The following is a 16,514-nucleotide window of genomic DNA, read 5'->3' as shown; positions in this document are numbered from 1 at the left end:
TCCGAGCGGTAGCCGTCCCTTTCGGGCGCGAAAAGGCCCCGTACCGCCATCGGTACGGGGCCCTCTCGTGTCGCGTTCCGTCAGCCCAGCAGGCCGCCCACCAGGCCCGGTTGGCCGGAGGAGGACGAACCGCCGCCGCTCGTCGACGAGCCGCTGCCGGTCGAGGTGCCGCCGCTGCTCGTCGGGCCGGCCGACGTGCTCGGGGCGCCGCCCGTCGGGGAGGACTGGCGGGGCGGGATCTGGCCGGTGGTGCCCTGGGTCTGGCTGGGGGTGGTGGTCGTACCGCCGGCGGAGCGGGTGGCTCCCGGGGTCGCCGCCGCACCGGACGGGCGAGCGCCGGCGGTGGCGCCGCGGGTGGGCACACCGGAGGAGGACGGGCTCTGGCTGTGCCGATGGCCGGGTCCCTGAGGAAGCGGGGAGCCGGGCTGGTCGTTGCGGGGGGCCTCGCCGGGGCCGGGGACGACGACGCGGCTGGAGTCGCGTACGGCGCCGCCGAACAGGGAGCCGACGAGCAGGGTGAGGCCGACCGTGACGAGGGTGATCAGGGCGCCGCGGCGCAGGACGTAGCGGCGCAGGTCCCAGATGTCGGCACGGGGACCGAGACGGCGCCAGGCACTGGCGGCGAGGCGGCCGTCCACGGAGTAGACGGGGGCGCCGGCGATGATCAGCGGGGACCAGGCGGCGAGGTAGATGATGTCGGGGGCGTCGTAGGCGGGGACCGTCTTCCAGCTGACGGTGACGATCAGGGCGGCGGAGAGCAGGGCGCCGAGGACCGCGGCCACGCGCTGCCAGCAGCCCAGGATGGTGAGGACGCCGACGACCACCTGAAGGAAGGCGATGACGAGGCCGGAGCCGACGGGGTGGTGGAGGGCGAACTGGCGCAGCGGTTCGGCGACGTCCCACGGGTGCAGGGTGTTGAGCCACTTGACCATCGAGCCGCGCTTGCCGCCGTCGAAGTAGACGGGGTCGCACAGCTTGCCCATGCCGGCGTAGATGGTGATGAAGCCGAGGAAGATGCGGAGGGGGAGGAGGACGACGCCGAGGTTCATCCGGCGGCCGGGGTAGTAGGCGTGCCGGGCCGGGTCGTCGCCGTGGCGGCGGGCGGGGCGCGGGGCGTCGGGGTCGGAGGGGTCGTCGTACTCGTCGTAGTCGTCGTCGTAGTCGTCGTACGACTCGAAGCCGGTGTCGGGGTAGGGGGGGTCGTCGTAGGCGCCGGCGTCGGTGCGCATGGGAGGCAGCAGGCGGGTGCCGGAGTCGTGGGGGGCGGTGCGCTGGTGGCCCACGACCGGGGTCTCGACCGTCTGGTCGAGTTGGTCGTAGCCGTCGCCGTAGCCGGTTTCGACGCGCGGGATGACCCGGGTGGCGCCGGGCTCGGGCTCGTCGGCGTGGCGGACGCTGCTGCCCCGCACGGCCTGGAGGAGGCGGTGGGCGCCGGTGTCGTCGGGGGCGGACTTGCCGCTCCACACGACGGGGCGGCGGCGGGCGGCGGCGCCCGACCGGCCGGCCGTGCCCACGACGGGCATCCGGGCGCGGTCCTGGGCGGCACTCAGATGCCGGGCGATCCGCTGGGATTGGGTGCGTTTCGCCGACGGGCCCAGCTGCACGCGGAAGCTGGGGTGGTTGACGATGACCTGCGCCGGATCGCTCGGCACCTTCACCATGCTCAGCGCGGGAGCGTCGTCGGACCCGGACTGGAATCCCGACGAGCGGTCCCCCGTGGGTGTGCGGGGTGTTCTGGTGTCCACACTCATCTAACCGAGTGACGAGGAGTTAGGACACTGCTTTGACCGGGGCGGATGTGTCCGGACCCCGTCAAAGCAGCCTCGAACGCCACATGGGCGCCAGAATTACCCCGTAAGGGTGAAGTTCCGGACGGGTGTTCAATCCCGTTCGGAGTGCCGATGTCAGCCGCGCCGACGCGCCGCCTCATACAAGACGATCCCCGCCGCCACACCCGCGTTCAGCGACTCCGCGCCACCCGGCATCGCGATGCGGACGCGGACGTCGCAGGTCTCGCCGACCAGGCGGGACAGGCCCTTGCCCTCGCTGCCGACCACGATGATGACCGGCCCCTCAAGGGCTTCCAGGTCGCCGAGCTCGGTCTCGCCGTCGGCGGCGAGGCCGACGACCGTGAGGCCGGCCTTCTTGTACGCCTCCAGGGCGCGGGTGAGGTTGGTGGCGCGGGCGACCGGGGTGCGGGCCGCCGTACCGGCGGAGGTCTTCCAGGCGCCGGCGGTCATGCCGGCCGAGCGGCGCTCGGGCACGAGCACGCCGTGGCCGCCGAAGGCGGAGACGGAGCGGACGACGGCGCCGAGGTTGCGCGGGTCGGTGACCCCGTCCAGCGCGACGACCAGCGGGTCGGCACCCTCGTCGTAGGCCGCGTCGGTGAGGTCCTCGGGGTGCGCGTACTCGTACGGCGGGACCTGCAGGACCAGGCCCTGGTGGTTGAGGCCGTTCGTCATGCGGTCCAGCTCGGGGCGCGGGGCCTCCATCAGGTTGATGCCACCGCGTTCGGCGGCAAGCTGGAGGGCCTCGCGGACGCGCTCGTCGTTGTCGATGAACTGCTGGACGTAGAGGGTGGAGGCGGGCACGCCCTCGCGGAGCGCCTCGACCACGGGGTTGCGGCCGACGACCATCTCGGAGGCGGACCTGCCGGCACCCCGGCGCTGCTGCGGGCGGACCTGGGCGCGGCGGGTCTTCGCCGCGGCGGCACGCTGCTTGGCGTGGCCCTTGCGCATCTCGGCGGGCGGGGTCGGGCCCTTGCCCTCCAGGCCCCGGCGCCGCTTGCCGCCGCTGCCGACCTGCGCGCCCTTCTTGCCGGACATGCGGCGGTTGTTCGCGGCCATGAGTTACCTGTCTCCGTGAGCTTCGTACGTACGTCTTATGCAGTGTGCCGCCCGGGGAGCCGGGCGGCACAGTCGATCTTCAGGTGCGGGGCTAGGCCTTGAGGCTCCAGCGCGGGCCCTGCGGGCTGTCCTCGATGGCGAGGCCGGTCTGGGCGAGCTGGTCGCGGATGGCGTCGGCCGTCGCCCAGTCCTTGCGGGCGCGGGCCGACTCGCGCTGGTCCAACACCAGACGGACGAGGCTGTCGACCACGCCGTGCAGGTCTTCACCCTGGCCGGACTCCCCCGTCCACCGCTCGTCGAGCGGGTCGAGGCCGAGGACGCCGAGCATCGCCCGCACCTCGGCGAGGCGGGCCACGGCGGCCTCCTTGTCGTCGGCGGCCAGCGCGCTGTTGCCCTGCCGGACCGTGGTGTGCACGACGGCGAGGGCCTGCGGGACACCCAGGTCGTCGTCCATCGCCTCGGCGAAGGCGGGCGGGACCTCGGCGGCCGGGTCGACGGTCTTCCCGGCCAGCTCGGTGACCCGCTGCACGAAGCCCTCGATCCGCGCGAACGCCGACTCGGCCTCGCGCAGCGCCTCCTCGCTGTACTCGATCATCGAGCGGTAGTGCGGGGTGCCCAGGTAGTACCGCAGGACGACGGGCCGCCACTGCTTGACCATCTCGGACACGAGGACGCTGTTGCCGAGCGACTTGGACATCTTGTCGCCGGCCATGGTCACCCAGGCGTTGTGCACCCAGTAGCGGGCGAACTCGTCGCCGTAGGCCTTGGCCTGGGCGATCTCGTTCTCGTGGTGCGGGAAGATCAGGTCCAGGCCGCCGCCGTGGATGTCGAAGGCGGAGCCCAGGTACTTGTGCGCCATCGCCGAGCACTCCAGGTGCCAGCCGGGGCGGCCGGGGCCCCACGGCGTCGGCCAGGTCGGCTCGCCGGGCTTGGCGGACTTCCACATGGCGAAGTCGCGCGGGTCCCGCTTGCCGGTCTCGCCCTCGCCGGACGGCTGCAGCAGGTTGTCCAGCTCCTGGCGGGACAGCTCCAGATACTGCGGGAAGGACCGGACGTCGAAGTAGACGTTGCCGTCGGCCGCGTAGGCGTGCCCGCGCTCGATGAGGCGCTGCATCATCTCGACCATCTCGGTGATGTGGCCGGTCGCGCGCGGCTCGTACGTCGGCGGCAGGCACCCGAGGGCGGTGTAGCCCTCGTTGAAGGCGCGCTCGTTCTCGTACCCGATCGACCACCAGGGCCGGCCCTGCTCACGGGCCTTGGCGATGATCTTGTCGTCGATGTCGGTGACGTTCCTGATGAACGTCACCTCATAGCCGCGGTACGCGAACCAGCGGCGCATGATGTCGAAGTTGAGGCCCGAGCGGATGTGGCCGATGTGCGGTGCCGCCTGCACGGTGGCGCCACAGAGGTAGATCGAGACACAACCCGGCTTGAGCGGGGTGAAGTCACGGATCTGCCGGGCGCTGGTGTCGTACAGGCGAATGGTCACCACTCCAGGGTAGTGGGCGCGAGAGGGTGCCTCACGCCCCTTCCCCGTAAACCGGGCCCCTCAGAGCCGCCCGACGACCTTCCGGGGCCGGATCCGTACGACCACCCGCTGGGCGTCCTGTGCCGACGCGGGGTTGAAGTCGGCGTATTTCCTGCCGGTGTACTTCTCGCTCAGTTCGTCGATGAGTTGAAGACCGCCCTCGGTCGTCGTCTCGGCGGTGCCGCGGATCTCGGCGTACGCGTAGGGCTGGTCGGGGTCCATGACGACGACCGTGACCCGGGGGTCGCGGTCCAGGTTCAGGTACTTGCGGCGGTCCACGGTGGTGGAGAAGAGGACGTCGTCGCCGTCCCGCTTCACCCAGACGGGCGACAGCTGGGGGCTGCCGTCGGGCTGGAGGGTGCCGACGACGATGAACACCTTGCCGTCGAGCAGGGACTTGAGCCGGTCGGACAGGGCGGCGGACATGGGTACCCTCCGGAGTCCAGGGGTCACTGGCGGTCGTGTGGGTACCCTCGCACGCTCCGGGCGGACCCGCACCAGGAAGGCGCGGAGTCACCGTCAGCCCGCCGTCCGCACCACCAGTGCCGTGGCGACCGCCATCAGTCCCTCCTCGCGGCCCGGGAAGCCGAGGCCGTCCGTGGTGGCGCCGGAGACGGAGACGGGGGCGCCGGCCGCCTCGGAGAGGATCTTCTGAGCCTCGTCGCGGCGCTTGCCGATCTTCGGACGGGGGCCGACGACCTGGACGGCGATGTTGCCGATGGCGAAGCCCGCCTCGCGGACGATCCGGGCGGCCTCCGTGAGCAGGACCACCCCGGCGGCGCCGGACCACTCGGGGCGCCCGGTGCCGAAGTGCTGTCCCAGGTCACCGAGGCCGGCGGCGGAGAAGAGCGCGTTGCAGGCCGCGTGGGCGACGACGTCGGCGTCGGAGTGTCCGGCCAGGCCCGGCCCCTCGCCCTCCCACTTCAGGCCCGCGCACCACAGCTCGCGGCCCTCCTCGAAGGCGTGGATGTCGGTGCCGATGCCGACCTGCGGCAGCATCAGGGGCTGCTCAGAAGCCATCGTTCAGCCTCCTGCGGGCGAGGACCGCCTCGGCGAGGACCAGGTCGAGGGGGCGGGTGACCTTGAAGGCCTCCTCGTGGCCGGGGACGGCGACGACCGTGAGCCCCAGCTGCTCGACCATGCTCGCGTCGTCCGTGACGTTGTCGGTGACGGTCTCGTGGGCGCGGACCAGGGTGGCCCGGTCGAAGCCCTGGGGCGTCTGGACGGCGCGCAGCCGGGCGCGCTCCGGGGTGGCGACGACCGGTTCGGGGTCGCCGGCCTCGGCGGCGGGCTCGACCTCCTTGACGGTGTCGGCGAGCGGGAGCGCGGGGACCACGGCGGACGCGCCCGCGCGCACGGCCTCGATGACCGCGTCGACCGTGTCGACCGGGACGAGCGGGCGGGCCGCGTCATGGACGAGGACGACGCCGTACTCGGGGGGCAGGGCGTCCAGGCCGAGCTTGACCGACTCCTGCCGGGTGTCCCCGCCGGGCACGACCAGGAAGTCGGTGCGCTCGGGCAGGGCGTGCGCGTCGAGCAGGGACTTGACCTCGGCGGCGCCGTCGGACGGGGCGACGACGATCACCAGGGAGACATGGCGGGACGCGGCGAGCGCGCGGACCGCGTGGATGAGCATGGGCGTGCCGTTCAGCGCGCGGAGCGCCTTGGGGGCGCCCGGGCCGAGGCGTACGCCCCGGCCGGCGGCGGGAATCACGGCGGCGACGTTGGTCTGCGCGGGCGAAGGGCGCGATTCGTCAGACATCGGTTCCTGTCAGGTTTGTGTGCTCGACCCAGGTGGGTATGGCCTGGAGGAGTGCCGGGCGCGGCTTTGACCGGACCCTTTCCGTGACCCTGGTCGAGCCATCTGCCCGGGCCCGGCACATCAAGTATCCGGGGGCTTTCCCTGAGGTGTACGGCGGGCGTTTCGGCGCCCGTGTTTCCGGCTGCCGAAGCCGTGCTGCAGTGCGAGGTGCTGTGCCGAAGCGTGAAGTGCTGCGCTGAAGCCTTGCGGTTTCCGGGGACGAACATGCCGCAGCGCCCGGCGACAGGGTCAGTGTCATCGGGCACCGCGGCATTTCACTGTGCTGAACGCGCTGAGCGTGGCGGGAGCGAAGGTTCGCTGCCGTGGCGCGTCAGGAGGCGAGCACCTCGTCGAGCAGGGCCTCGGCCTTGTCCTCGTTCGTGTTCTCCGCGAGAGCCAGCTCGCTCACCAGGATCTGGCGAGCCTTGGCGAGCATGCGCTTCTCACCGGCGGAGAGGCCGCGCTCGCGCTCACGACGCCACAGGTCACGCACGACTTCGGCGACCTTGATGACATCACCGGAGGCGAGCTTCTCCAGGTTTGCCTTGTAACGACGAGACCAGTTCGTGGGCTCCTCTGCATACGGCGCGCGCAGCACCTCGAAGACCCGGTCCAGCCCGTCCTGACCGACCACATCACGCACGCCCACGAACTCAGCATTGTCCGCTGGCACACGTACCGTCAGGTCACCCTGGGCGACCTTCAGCACCAAGTAGGTCTTGTCCACGCCTTTGATCTGGCGAGTTTCGATGGCCTCGATCAGCGCGGCCCCGTGATGGGGATAGACCACGGTGTCGCCAACCTTGAACGTCATGTGACAGGTACCCCTTCCGTGGCTATCCAGGGTAACACGGATACGGCGTCTTCTGAATGGCGTTTTCGCAGGTCAGGGCATATCTCGGGGCTTGACAACTGCGACTGGAACGTGCTTCGAGGGGCCTGCGGGGGCGGGAATTCGCAGGTCGGAGGGGCTCTTCGGGCGGGGTGAAACGCGTACGTTACACACTCCCGGAGCCCCCTCCAAGTGGACGAACGTCCCGTTTTGTCCGCTTCCAAGCGTACGACTTCCGCTACTCCGTTCGGTGGCCCGAGGACGATCCCGACCGATTCCGGAATTGATCAACGACGGCCGGACAGGTGCCACGTGATCAATATCGGGGACGGTCATCGAGAGCCGCTCGAGAGCCGTCATCGAAGCGGTCACGCATTCCTTCACGGAAATTTTGCGGGCGGTTATGTGAATGGCGGACGAGCGCCCGGCAAAGTGACCGGGGAGTCACGTGTGACGGGAGTGGCGAAGCAGCGCGGTACCCCCAGCCGGAGGCAAGCCGGTCCCTTGGGGAGGGTCGGGTGCGGCGGCCCGGGAACGGCTCGGTAACCTAAGCCCGCTGACAGACACTTAGGGTGGCTTTATCAGGGGAGCCGCCCGCGCGTTCAAGGAGTTGCCGCCGCCGTGAGCAGCAGCCTTCGACGCGGCGCCCTCGCCGCCTCCGCCATCGTCTTCTCGATCGCCTCGCTCGCCGCCTGTGGTGCCGGCAACGACTCGCAGACCCTGGGGGTCAAGCCGGACAACGCGGCGACCTCGGTCGGCGACATCAAGATCCAGAACGCGCTGGTCATCACCCAGCCCGACCTGAAGGCGACGGGTCCGGCGGTGATCTCCGCGACCCTGTTCAACCAGGGCGACACGGACGAGACCCTGCAGTCCGTCGCCGTCCAGGGCAGCAGCGACACCGTCAAGCTGACCCCGGCCAAGGGCGGGAACCTGACCGTCCCCGCGCACGGCTCGCTGATCCTCGGCGGCAAGGACAACGCCTCCGCGGAACTGCCCAGCGGCCGTCAGTCGGTCCAGGACGGCAACGCCCAGAAGATCACCTTCACCTTCAGCAAGACCGGTGAGGTGAGCCTGCAGGCCTTCGTGGTGCCGGCCACCAGCTACTTCGACAAGTGGGGCCCGAGCACGATCCCGTCCGCGCCGGCGATCCCCACCGGCGCCCCGGGCGCGAGCGGCTCCCCGTCCACCGGCGGCAAGCCGGCCAAGGGCAAGGGCGGCAAGGCCACCCCGTCGTCCTCCGCGAGCGGCCGGGCGAGCACCGGCGCCACCCCGACCGACTCCGCGTCGCAGTCGGTCGCCGGCCACTGAGCAGCGGTACACGCGAGGGCGGCACCCCAGCGCGGGGTGCCGCCCTTCCTCGTACGGCGCGCACGAGCGGTCTACGGCTCGTCCGGCCGGCGCGTGCGGTTTACGGCTCGAACTTGTAGCCCAGACCCCGCACCGTCACCAGGTACCGCGGTGCCCCCGGATCCGGCTCGATCTTGGCGCGCAGGCGCTTGACGTGGACGTCGAGGGACCCCTCCCCCACGCACCCCTCGCACCGCTGCGCGGGCATCGGGGCGCTGCGCCGGACTCCGTCCGGCCGGACAGCGGGCGTCCCTGACATCGGCTCGATCACGGCTCGAACTTGTACCCCAGACCCCGCACCGTCACCAGGTACCGCGGCGCCCCCGGATCCGGCTCGATCTTGGCACGCAGTCGCTTGACGTGGACGTCGAGCGTCTTGGTGTCGCCCACGTAGTCGGCGCCCCAGACGCGGTCGATGAGCTGCATGCGGGTCAGCACGCGGCCGGCGTTGCGCAGCAGCATCTCCAGCAGGTCGAACTCCTTCAGCGGGAGGTCGACCTTGGAGCCGGCGACCGTCACCACGTGGCGGTCGACGTCCATCCGGACCGGGCCCGCCTCCAGGGCGGCCGGAGCGACCTCCTCCGGCTCGCCACGGCGCCGCAGGACGGCCCGGATACGGGCGACCAGCTCACGCGAGGAGAACGGCTTGGTGACATAGTCGTCGGCTCCTATTTCGAGACCGACGACCTTGTCGATCTCGCTGTCCTTGGCCGTCACCATGATCACGGGGACGTTGGAGCGGCCGCGCAGCTGGCGGCACACCTCCGTGCCGGGCAGCCCCGGCAGCATCAGGTCGAGGAGGACGAGGTCGGCGCCGTTGCGCTCGAACTCGTCGAGTCCGTCGGGGCCCGTGGCCGCGACGGCGACCTCGAAGCCCTCCTTGCGGAGCATGTACGACAGGGCGTCGGAGAAGGACTCCTCGTCCTCGACGACGAGCACTCGGGTCACGGAAGGACCTCCGGGGCGGGAAGCGGTTCGTACGGGGATGACTCAGGGGGGTTGCCGGCCTCGTCGTCGAGGTCGGGGTCGGGGTGCTGCGATGCGCGGTCGCGGGCCGCACCCGCCTCCGGCAGCCTGAGGGTAAAGGTGGAGCCCTGGCCTTCGGCGCTCCAGACCGTGACCTCCCCGCCGTGCGAGGCGACCACGTGCTTGACGATCGCGAGACCCAGACCGGTGCCTCCGGTTGCCCGCGAGCGGGCCGGGTCGACGCGGTAGAAGCGCTCGAAGATGCGCTCCTTGTCCTTGTCGGAGATGCCGATGCCCTGGTCCGTCACGGCCAGCTCGATCATGTCGCCGCCGGGAGCGCTGACCCGGCGGGCGGCTATGCCGACGCGCGTGCGGGCCGGGGAGTAGTTCACGGCGTTCTCGACCAGGTTGCCCAGGGCGGCGGCCAGCTGGCCGCGGTTGCCCCAGACGTGCAGATCGGCCGTGCCGCCCGCCCGTCGCCCGCCACCGCCCTGATCGGGCCCTTCGGGCGCAAGGACGTTCCAGGCCATGGTGATCTGCTTCGTACCGGCCTGGTGGCGGCAGCGGTCGACCGCCTCGGCGACCAGCTCGTCCACGCGGATGGGCTCCGCGTCCTCCAGCGGGTCGTCGTTCTGCACCCGGGAGAGGTCGATCAGCTCCTGGACCAGGTTGGTCAGGCGGGTCGCCTCGATCTGCATACGCCCCGCGAAGCGCTGTACGGCCTCGGGGTCGTCCGAGGCGTCCATGACCGCCTCGGAGAGGAGGGAGAGGGCGCCGACGGGCGTCTTCAGCTCATGGCTCACATTGGCCACGAAGTCGCGTCGTACGGCCTCGATTCTCCTGGCCTCCGTCAGGTCCTCGACCAGCAGCAGGACCAGGCGGGAGCCGAGCGGGGCCACGCGCGCGGAGACGGCGAGGGCCTCGCCGCGTCCGGTGCCGCGCCGGGGCAGGTCCAGCTCGACCTGGCGTATCTCGCCGTCTCTTCGTGTGTCCCGCGCCATCAGGAGCATGGGTTCCACGGCGAGCTTGCCACCGCGCACCAGCCCGAGGGCGTACGCGGCGGAGCTCGCCTTGACGACGGCGTCGGCTTCGTCGAGGACGACGGCCGAGGAACGGAGCACGGACAGCACGGTGTCCACGCCCGGCGGGAGTACGGGATCGATATGCAAGGAAGTCCTGGTCGGTCGCTTCTGGTCGCGCTCGCTCCAGCGGAACGCCAGCATGGCGATGACGCCGGTGAGCACCCCGGCGATCGCTGCCGCTGCGGCGACCGCCGCGTTCACGTCCATGCGTCCAGGTTAAGCAGGGCGTACGACAAGACCACAGCCGTCGGGGGGCGACCTCGAACACTCGTCGCCCAGAGTTCACCTGGGAGCCAGTATTGGTTCATTTGGGGTGGCAGAAACGGACGCGTACGGGCCACAGCGTGGGAGCGTGGGGTTCGCACCGCCGATTTTGCACGGGGCACCCGGTCCACTGGGTCCGCTCGGTGTCACAGCCCCGGAACCCCGAGAACACGCACGTAGGAGAGGAAACCCTGATGCGGGACGCGTACCACGAGGAACTGGACTCGATCGGTGACAGTCTGGTGGAGATGGCCCGGCTGGTCGGGTCGGCGATCGGGCGCGCCACGACCGCCATCCTGGATTCCGACCTCAAGCTGGCCGAAAGCGTGATCGAGGCGGACAAGAAGGTCGACGAGCTCCAGCACGACCTGGAGGCGCGGGCGATAGCCCTGCTGGCCAGGCAGCAGCCGGTGGCGACCGACCTGCGGATAGTCGTCACCTCGCTCCGTATGTCCGCCGACCTGGAGCGCTCCGGCGACCTCGCCCAGCATGTGGCGAAGCTGGCCCGGCTGCGCTTCCCCCAGCGCGCGGTCCCGCAGGACCTGCACGCCACGATCCTGGAGATGGGTCAGCTCGCGCAGCGTCTGATGGCGAAGGCGGCCGAGGTGATCATCACCAAGGACGTCGACCTCGCGATGCAGCTGGAGCAGGACGACGACGAGATGGACCTGCTGCACCGCACGCTGTTCCAGCACCTGATCGACGAGCGCTGGAAGCACGGCATCGAGACGGCGGTGGACGTCACCCTGCTCGGCCGCTACTACGAGCGGTACGCCGACCACGCCGTGGCCGTCGCCAAGCGCGTCGTGTACCTGGTCACGGGCGAGCACGCGGACGAGCTGCAGGCGGACATCCAGCCGGTGACGGGAGTCGAGGGAGCCTGACCCCGCGGGGCGGGGCTTCCGGGGCGTCCGGGCCTCCGGGGCGCTCGGTGCTCCGGAGGGGGCTTCCGGAGTGGTGTCGGGGGCGCGGGGCCGCGTGAGCGCCTCCGTGCGCCGTTGATGCGCCCAGGGAAACGGGCATGAACTAGGTGAGGGCACCCCTGCCCCAGCGTCTAGGAGGGACCCATGGCCGAATCCCCCAGCACCACGCCCGACCCCACGCAGGAGCGCGAGACCGACCGGCCCACCGAAACGAGGAACCTTCCGCTGATCGGCGCGTGCGGGTGCGGCTCGGGCTGCGGCTGCGGCTGCCAGTCGGGTGGCCCCTGCCAGTGCGGCTGAGGGCGGTACGACGTCACGAGGGCCGGTGTGGACGCGAGATGCGATCCACACCGGCCCTTGTCATGCGGGGGGGCGGAAGGGACCGGTCGATGCCGTCGCGCGCGCCGGTGACGTCCGTAAACCGGTGACGTCCGTCAGCGGGTGATGACTGTCAGCCGGTGAAGTCCGTCGGACCTGGTCGTGGCGGACCGCTGATTACCCTCGGCCGGACCGAGGACGCGGCCCACGCATGCGCCGCCGTCCCCTGCCGCGCACCGAGCCGGACTCCGGCCCCCGTGCTCTTCCGGATCCCCGCGTCCTGTCAGACGCGCGCGTTGCGCTCGCGCCGCGGTGGCAGCATGACCGTGAACGCGGTGAGGGCGACAGCACCCGCCAGACCGAGCCGCGTAGCCGAGTCGCTGTGTGCGTGCGGTGGCGCACTCCTGTCGCTCCTCGGAATACGACTTCTCACCGGTGGTCGATATGACCGATCCGCAATGTGAAGTTGATCTACGGCCGCCAAGGCTACCGAGCCGCGTTCTGCGGCTCCTGGGCCGTTCGAGGTCGCCGGGGAGACACTCCACACGGAGGTGCACGTCCTTAATGTCTTCATCTTTTATACTTTGTTCGTCACTCAGCGTGAGGAATCATATGAGAAACGTGATTGAAGCGCTGCGTAATCCGCGGCGCCCCCTTGTGCTCGGCGCAGTGCTGACCGTCGCCCTCGTCGTGCAGTCAGCCGTGCTCCTCGCCCAACAAGGGCAGATCGACGACCTGCAGACGCAGCCCGTCGACTCCCAGGGACACCTCTTGACCGGTCCTCCCGGCCCGTCCGGTCCTCCTGGCCCTCGCGGTCCGGCCGGCCCCATCGGCCCGGCAGGCCATGACGGAAAGGACGGAAAGGACGGAAAGGACGGGCAGGACGGTCATGACGGAAAGGACGGGAAGGACGGGAAGGACGCCATCGGCAGCTAGACGGGGCGGCGTCGGCCGGCCGAGCCCCCGTCGTCGAAGTCGCGTCAAGTCCGCGCCTTTTACTTTTCGCCGTCACACAGAGTGAGGAAAAGCGTGAGTAGCGTAAACGAGGTGTCGCGTAGCCCGCGGCGCCCCCTTGTGCTCGGCGCAGTGCTGACCGTCGCTCTCGTCGCGCAGTCGGTCGCGCTCGTCGCCCACCAGCAGCAGATCGACAGACTCCAGGCACGACGCGTCAGCCTCCAAGGACAGGAGGTCCTGCCCGGCCCGCCCGGCCCCTCCGGTCCCTCCGGTGCGGCCGGCCCCACCGGCCCGAGAGGCAGACCGGGGCACCACGGGGAAGACGGCCATCACGGCAGGAGAGGCCACAACGGCAGGAGGGGTCACGACGGCAGGAACGGGCATGTCATCCCCGCCCCTCCCTCACCGGACAAGAACGGCTCCGACACATCGGAGGACGAGACCGACTAGAAGACGACCGAAAAGCCCCCTACCGGCGGAGAAACCGCAGGTAGGGGGCTTGTTCGCGGGCGCTTACTTCTCCTTGCCCTGGGTCTTGCCCGGGATCTTGGGGAGCTGGGTTTTTGCTGGTCGGGAGCGGTGAGCCCGTGCGCCTGGTGGTCGTCGTTGGTCGTCATTGGCCCCTGTCGAGCGGCCTCGGACGGCCCAGGGACGGCCCAGTCATGGGGCACATCGACGTCATGGGGCACATCGACGGCGTCAAACGGCGGAGGCGGCCCGCCACTGCTCGGTGATGCACCCCTCTTCCATGTCCCACCACTCCTTCGCTACGCCGTGCTTTAGCAGCCCTTGCACCTTGACGAGATCGGCGGTGGGCGGGACGTCCAGGGCAACCATGCCGAACCGCTCTATGCCCTCGCCGTCGACGCCGACTCTCTCAAACGCGTTGATCACGCTCTGCCGTGCAGCTCCCGAGCCGCCGTCACGGAACACGATGAGGCGGATAGTGCAGTTCTCCGAACGCCGGACCACCTCGCCGGCCCATCGCACGCCTTCCTCATCTGGCTCGGTGGCCACGATGTCCCCGCAGGCAATACCTCGGACGAACCAGGGGATGTTGTCGAGCCGCACGGTGCCGTCACCTTGGTCGACGGCCCAGAGGCTCTCCACCGACGTCGGGAGCCAGTCGTCCTCGACCTCAAGCCGGAAGTGCACCTTCACGTACGGGCCTTCGGGGTTCGTCATGGTGCCCAGGATGTACAGCCCTGCCGCGCCAGCCGCAGGTGGGTGACAGATGACGTTTCCTCAGAGTTGGGTCCGGTTCCTCTGGGCCTCAGCCGACGACAGTCAGCCACGACGGCGGGCCTGCGGACCGATCACGCACGCGTATGCCTCGCTGCACCCCCACCGGCCTCCGCCACGCTGCCGGTGCCGTCGATCACAGCAAGCCGTGACGGCCGCCCCGTAAAGACGGTGCCTGAGCCTCAGCTTGGGAAGCTGCGATCATTTGCGGTCGGTTCGGGCATTGACCTGGGCGAACAGCTGAGCTGTGGCTTCGCCGGCGGCGCTCATGTTCACCGTGATTCCCCGCTGTTCCCCGCTCTATCTGGTGCGCTTGTGGTGCGGTTCTCCTCGGTGTTCGGATTCAGCCCAGCGGTCTGTGCCAGTCGGTCTCGGCGGCGTCGGTCAGAGCTGTGGCGCGGTCGGCGAACTCGCCGTCGAATTATCCGTCTTGGAAGCGGTCGGCGACGGTGATGTGCAGGCCCGGCCTGTGCCTTTGCTGGCCGGCTAGAGGTCGAGGACGACTTCGGTGGTCGGCGCGCTGCAGCAGACGAGGATGGTGCCGGCTTCGGGGAGTTCGAGGGGTGGGGTGGTGTAGGTGATGTCGCCTGACACAAGGTGGGTGATGCAGGTGTGGCAGACGCCCGTGCGGCAGGACCAGCGGGTGGGGATGTCACAGGCTTCGGCGAGATCGAGGAGGGACGCGTGGGCGGGTGACCACGGGGTCGTGAGGCCGCTGCGGGCGAAGGTGATGAGGGGGCCGGTGCCCGGTGGACCGGATGGTTGGTGCGGCCGCACCACGGCAGTGGGGGTGACGCCGGGGTTGATGGCCGGGAGGGCGCTGAACTGTTCCGTATGGATCCGCTCGGGGCGCAGACCATGATCGCGCAGGAAGCCACCGACGTCGTCCATGAAGGCGGGTGGTCCGCACAGGTAGGCGTCGGCGTCGGTGGGGATGCCCATGGCCGTGAGTGATCGTGCGGTCGGGCGGCCCTGGGTGATGTAGACCTCGCCGGGATGCGGGGTTTCGGAGGTGTAGTAGATGTGCTCGTGGGCGTTGGGGAGTTGCGCCAGAAGGGCGTGGCTCTCCTCTGCGAAAGGGTGGTGGGCGCGGTCGTGGGCGGTGTGGATCCACCAGACAGGGCGTGCGTCTGTTGTGGCGGCGAGTCGGTGGAGCATGGCGAGCACGGGGGTGGCACCGATCCCTGCGGAGATCAGGAGGATCGGGCGGGTGCTTTCTTGGAGTACGAATGTTCCGCGGGGGCTGGCGATGTCCACGAGGTCCCCGGGGCGGAGCCTGGCATGGATGTAGCTGCTGACTTTCCCGTGGGGCTCGTGCTTGACGCTGATGCGGTAGGTGTCGGCTGTGCGTGCGGAGGATAGTGAGTAGCTGCGCACTGCGGGGGCGGCATCGCCGACGGCGAGGCGGATGGACAGGTACTGGCCCGGACGGGCTTCGGGCAAGGGTGTGCCATCAGTGGCGGCGAGGTAGATCGACGAGACGGTGGGGGTCTCAGGGACGATGCGGGCGATGCGCATGGTCTTGAACCCCGGCCATTGCGGCTCTTGTCTGGGCTGCTGGCAGCTGGCGCGTTCGCCCGGCCATCCCGGTTCCTGTTTAGGCTGCTGGGCGGCGGCGAGTTCGCGGAAGGACTGCTGCCATCCGGGGCTGAGAGCGGGGATGTTCAATGCTTTACGCAGCTTCGCGGGGTCGCGACCGGGGAGGTAGAGCAGCGCGTCGATCTCGGCAACGCTGAGTTGTTCGGGACCTTTGCGGATGAGGCTGATCTCATCGCCGGCTTCGACGCGCCCTTCGGTGAGGACGCGCAGGTAAAAGCCGGGTCGGTGGTGGGCGACCAGGAAGGAGGCCATGGTCGGTTCGCCCAGGCGCATGCCGACCCGGTAGCAGGTGACGCGCGGCTGGGTGACTTCGAATTCGGCTTCGCCGATGCGGTACCGGTCGCCGATGGACACTTCGTCGTCGGGCAGACCGTCGACAGTGAAGTTCTCCCCGAAGATCCCGAAGGTCAGGTCGTCGCGACCGAGTTGCTTTTGCCAGTACTGATAGGACTGCAACTGATAGACGAGAACGGCTCGAATTTCGCCGCCATGCCCGGCCAGATCTCCTTGACCGTCTCCATCGACGTTCAGCCGCCGGACCATGCGAGGGCCCTGGACGGGGGCCTTCCAGGCTCCGGTGTGGACAGTCCTTCCCTGCCAGGGGACGTCTCTGGGCATGCCTACGTTCACGGACAGCAGCGTCGCCATTGCGGACCTCCTGCGGGCTGGCTGGCCGGCCGGGTCAGCCCCTCACAGCGCCGTGATCTGTGCGCTGGGGCCGATCCTAGTTCCCGTTCCGGTGCCGCCGCGATTCCGTGATCATGAATCGTTTGGTGCATTCGCTGAGATTCGAACGGAGGGACCGGCGC

Annotated in this window: 16 protein-coding genes and 1 pseudogene; 5 read left to right on the top strand and 12 right to left on the bottom strand. The window is 69.9% G+C overall.

The annotated features are described in order from the left end of the window. Positions 1-80: 80 nt before the first annotated feature. The 7 genes from AB5L52_RS24095 to AB5L52_RS24065 form a co-directional block, all read right to left on the bottom strand. Positions 81-1,751, bottom strand: coding sequence for a DoxX family protein (locus AB5L52_RS24095; protein WP_369366111.1), 1,671 nt, complete (start codon positions 1,749-1,751; stop codon positions 81-83). Positions 1,752-1,904: 153 nt separating this feature from the next. Continuing rightward, positions 1,905-2,846, bottom strand: coding sequence for a 23S rRNA (guanosine(2251)-2'-O)-methyltransferase RlmB (gene rlmB / locus AB5L52_RS24090; protein ID WP_369366109.1), 942 nt, complete (start codon positions 2,844-2,846; stop codon positions 1,905-1,907). Between the two features lie 91 nt (positions 2,847-2,937). Continuing rightward, entirely contained in the window at positions 2,938-4,335 is a 1,398-nt protein-coding gene (gene cysS / locus AB5L52_RS24085) for a cysteine--tRNA ligase (RefSeq protein ID WP_351032576.1), read from the bottom strand. Positions 4,336-4,395: 60 nt separating this feature from the next. After that, entirely contained in the window at positions 4,396-4,800 is a 405-nt protein-coding gene (locus tag AB5L52_RS24080; protein ID WP_351032578.1) for a PPOX class F420-dependent oxidoreductase, read from the bottom strand. A gap of 93 nt (positions 4,801-4,893) precedes the next feature. Continuing rightward, on the bottom strand, positions 4,894-5,394 hold the full coding sequence (ispF, locus tag AB5L52_RS24075) for a 2-C-methyl-D-erythritol 2,4-cyclodiphosphate synthase (protein ID WP_369366106.1): 501 nt from the start codon (positions 5,392-5,394) through the stop codon (positions 4,894-4,896). After that, positions 5,384-6,136 (bottom strand): 2-C-methyl-D-erythritol 4-phosphate cytidylyltransferase, encoded by a 753-nt coding sequence (ispD, locus tag AB5L52_RS24070; protein ID WP_369366104.1) that lies wholly within the window; start codon positions 6,134-6,136, stop codon positions 5,384-5,386. The genes ispF and ispD overlap by 11 nt, the downstream gene beginning before the upstream one ends. A gap of 370 nt (positions 6,137-6,506) precedes the next feature. Next, entirely contained in the window at positions 6,507-6,989 is a 483-nt protein-coding gene (locus AB5L52_RS24065) for a CarD family transcriptional regulator (protein WP_003953493.1), read from the bottom strand. Positions 6,990-7,628: 639 nt separating this feature from the next. Between AB5L52_RS24065 and AB5L52_RS24060 the strand changes: the two genes are divergently transcribed. Further along, positions 7,629-8,318 carry a DUF461 domain-containing protein gene (locus AB5L52_RS24060; protein ID WP_351032587.1) on the top strand — a complete coding sequence of 230 codons (690 nt, stop codon included), beginning with the start codon at positions 7,629-7,631 and terminating at the stop codon, positions 8,316-8,318. Between the two features lie 100 nt (positions 8,319-8,418). On the opposite strand, the pseudogene AB5L52_RS24055 reads toward AB5L52_RS24060, so the two are convergent. The 3 genes and pseudogenes from AB5L52_RS24055 to AB5L52_RS24045 all read right to left on the bottom strand — a co-directional run. Continuing rightward, positions 8,419-8,538 (bottom strand): annotated as a pseudogene (locus AB5L52_RS24055) (helix-turn-helix domain-containing protein); the annotation flags it as partial. Positions 8,539-8,624: 86 nt separating this feature from the next. Beyond that, positions 8,625-9,305 (bottom strand): response regulator transcription factor, encoded by a 681-nt coding sequence (locus AB5L52_RS24050; protein WP_030612283.1) that lies wholly within the window; start codon positions 9,303-9,305, stop codon positions 8,625-8,627. Continuing rightward, positions 9,302-10,612 (bottom strand): ATP-binding protein, encoded by a 1,311-nt coding sequence (locus tag AB5L52_RS24045; protein WP_351032589.1) that lies wholly within the window; start codon positions 10,610-10,612, stop codon positions 9,302-9,304. The genes AB5L52_RS24050 and AB5L52_RS24045 overlap by 4 nt, the downstream gene beginning before the upstream one ends. 251 nt (positions 10,613-10,863) lie before the next feature. On the opposite strand from AB5L52_RS24045, the gene phoU reads away from it, so the two are divergent. The 4 genes from phoU (at position 10,864) to AB5L52_RS24025 (ending at position 13,314) form a co-directional block, all read left to right on the top strand. After that, a complete protein-coding gene (gene phoU / locus AB5L52_RS24040) occupies positions 10,864-11,553 on the top strand; it encodes a phosphate signaling complex protein PhoU (RefSeq protein WP_351032591.1) in 690 nt (229 codons plus the stop codon). Positions 11,554-11,736: 183 nt separating this feature from the next. Continuing rightward, the gene (locus AB5L52_RS24035) at positions 11,737-11,892 is read left to right on the top strand and encodes a hypothetical protein (RefSeq protein ID WP_351032594.1); all 156 of its coding nucleotides are present in this window, start codon (positions 11,737-11,739) and stop codon (positions 11,890-11,892) included. 630 nt (positions 11,893-12,522) lie between these two features. Continuing rightward, a complete protein-coding gene (locus AB5L52_RS24030; RefSeq protein WP_351032596.1) occupies positions 12,523-12,846 on the top strand; it encodes a hypothetical protein in 324 nt (107 codons plus the stop codon). Between the two features lie 111 nt (positions 12,847-12,957). Further along, positions 12,958-13,314: a hypothetical protein gene (locus AB5L52_RS24025; RefSeq protein WP_351032598.1), complete on the top strand. Its 357-nt coding sequence runs from the start codon at positions 12,958-12,960 to the stop codon at positions 13,312-13,314. 249 nt (positions 13,315-13,563) lie between these two features. On the opposite strand, the gene AB5L52_RS24020 is transcribed toward AB5L52_RS24025, so the two are convergent. Both AB5L52_RS24020 and AB5L52_RS24015 read right to left on the bottom strand, forming a co-directional pair. Then, positions 13,564-14,049, bottom strand: a complete 486-nt coding sequence (locus AB5L52_RS24020; protein WP_369366100.1) for a DUF4265 domain-containing protein — start codon at positions 14,047-14,049, stop codon at positions 13,564-13,566. Between the two features lie 543 nt (positions 14,050-14,592). Continuing rightward, the gene (locus AB5L52_RS24015) at positions 14,593-16,353 is read right to left on the bottom strand and encodes an MOSC domain-containing protein (RefSeq protein ID WP_369366098.1); all 1,761 of its coding nucleotides are present in this window, start codon (positions 16,351-16,353) and stop codon (positions 14,593-14,595) included. Between the last annotated feature and the right edge of the window lie 161 nt (positions 16,354-16,514).

Origin of the sequence: Streptomyces sp. CG4 (assembly GCF_041080655.1) — a bacterium.
Classification (GTDB): domain Bacteria; phylum Actinomycetota; class Actinomycetes; order Streptomycetales; family Streptomycetaceae; genus Streptomyces.
The sequence above is the reverse complement of the archived record's forward strand: the minus strand, read 5'-3'. Positions and strand labels throughout refer to the sequence as shown.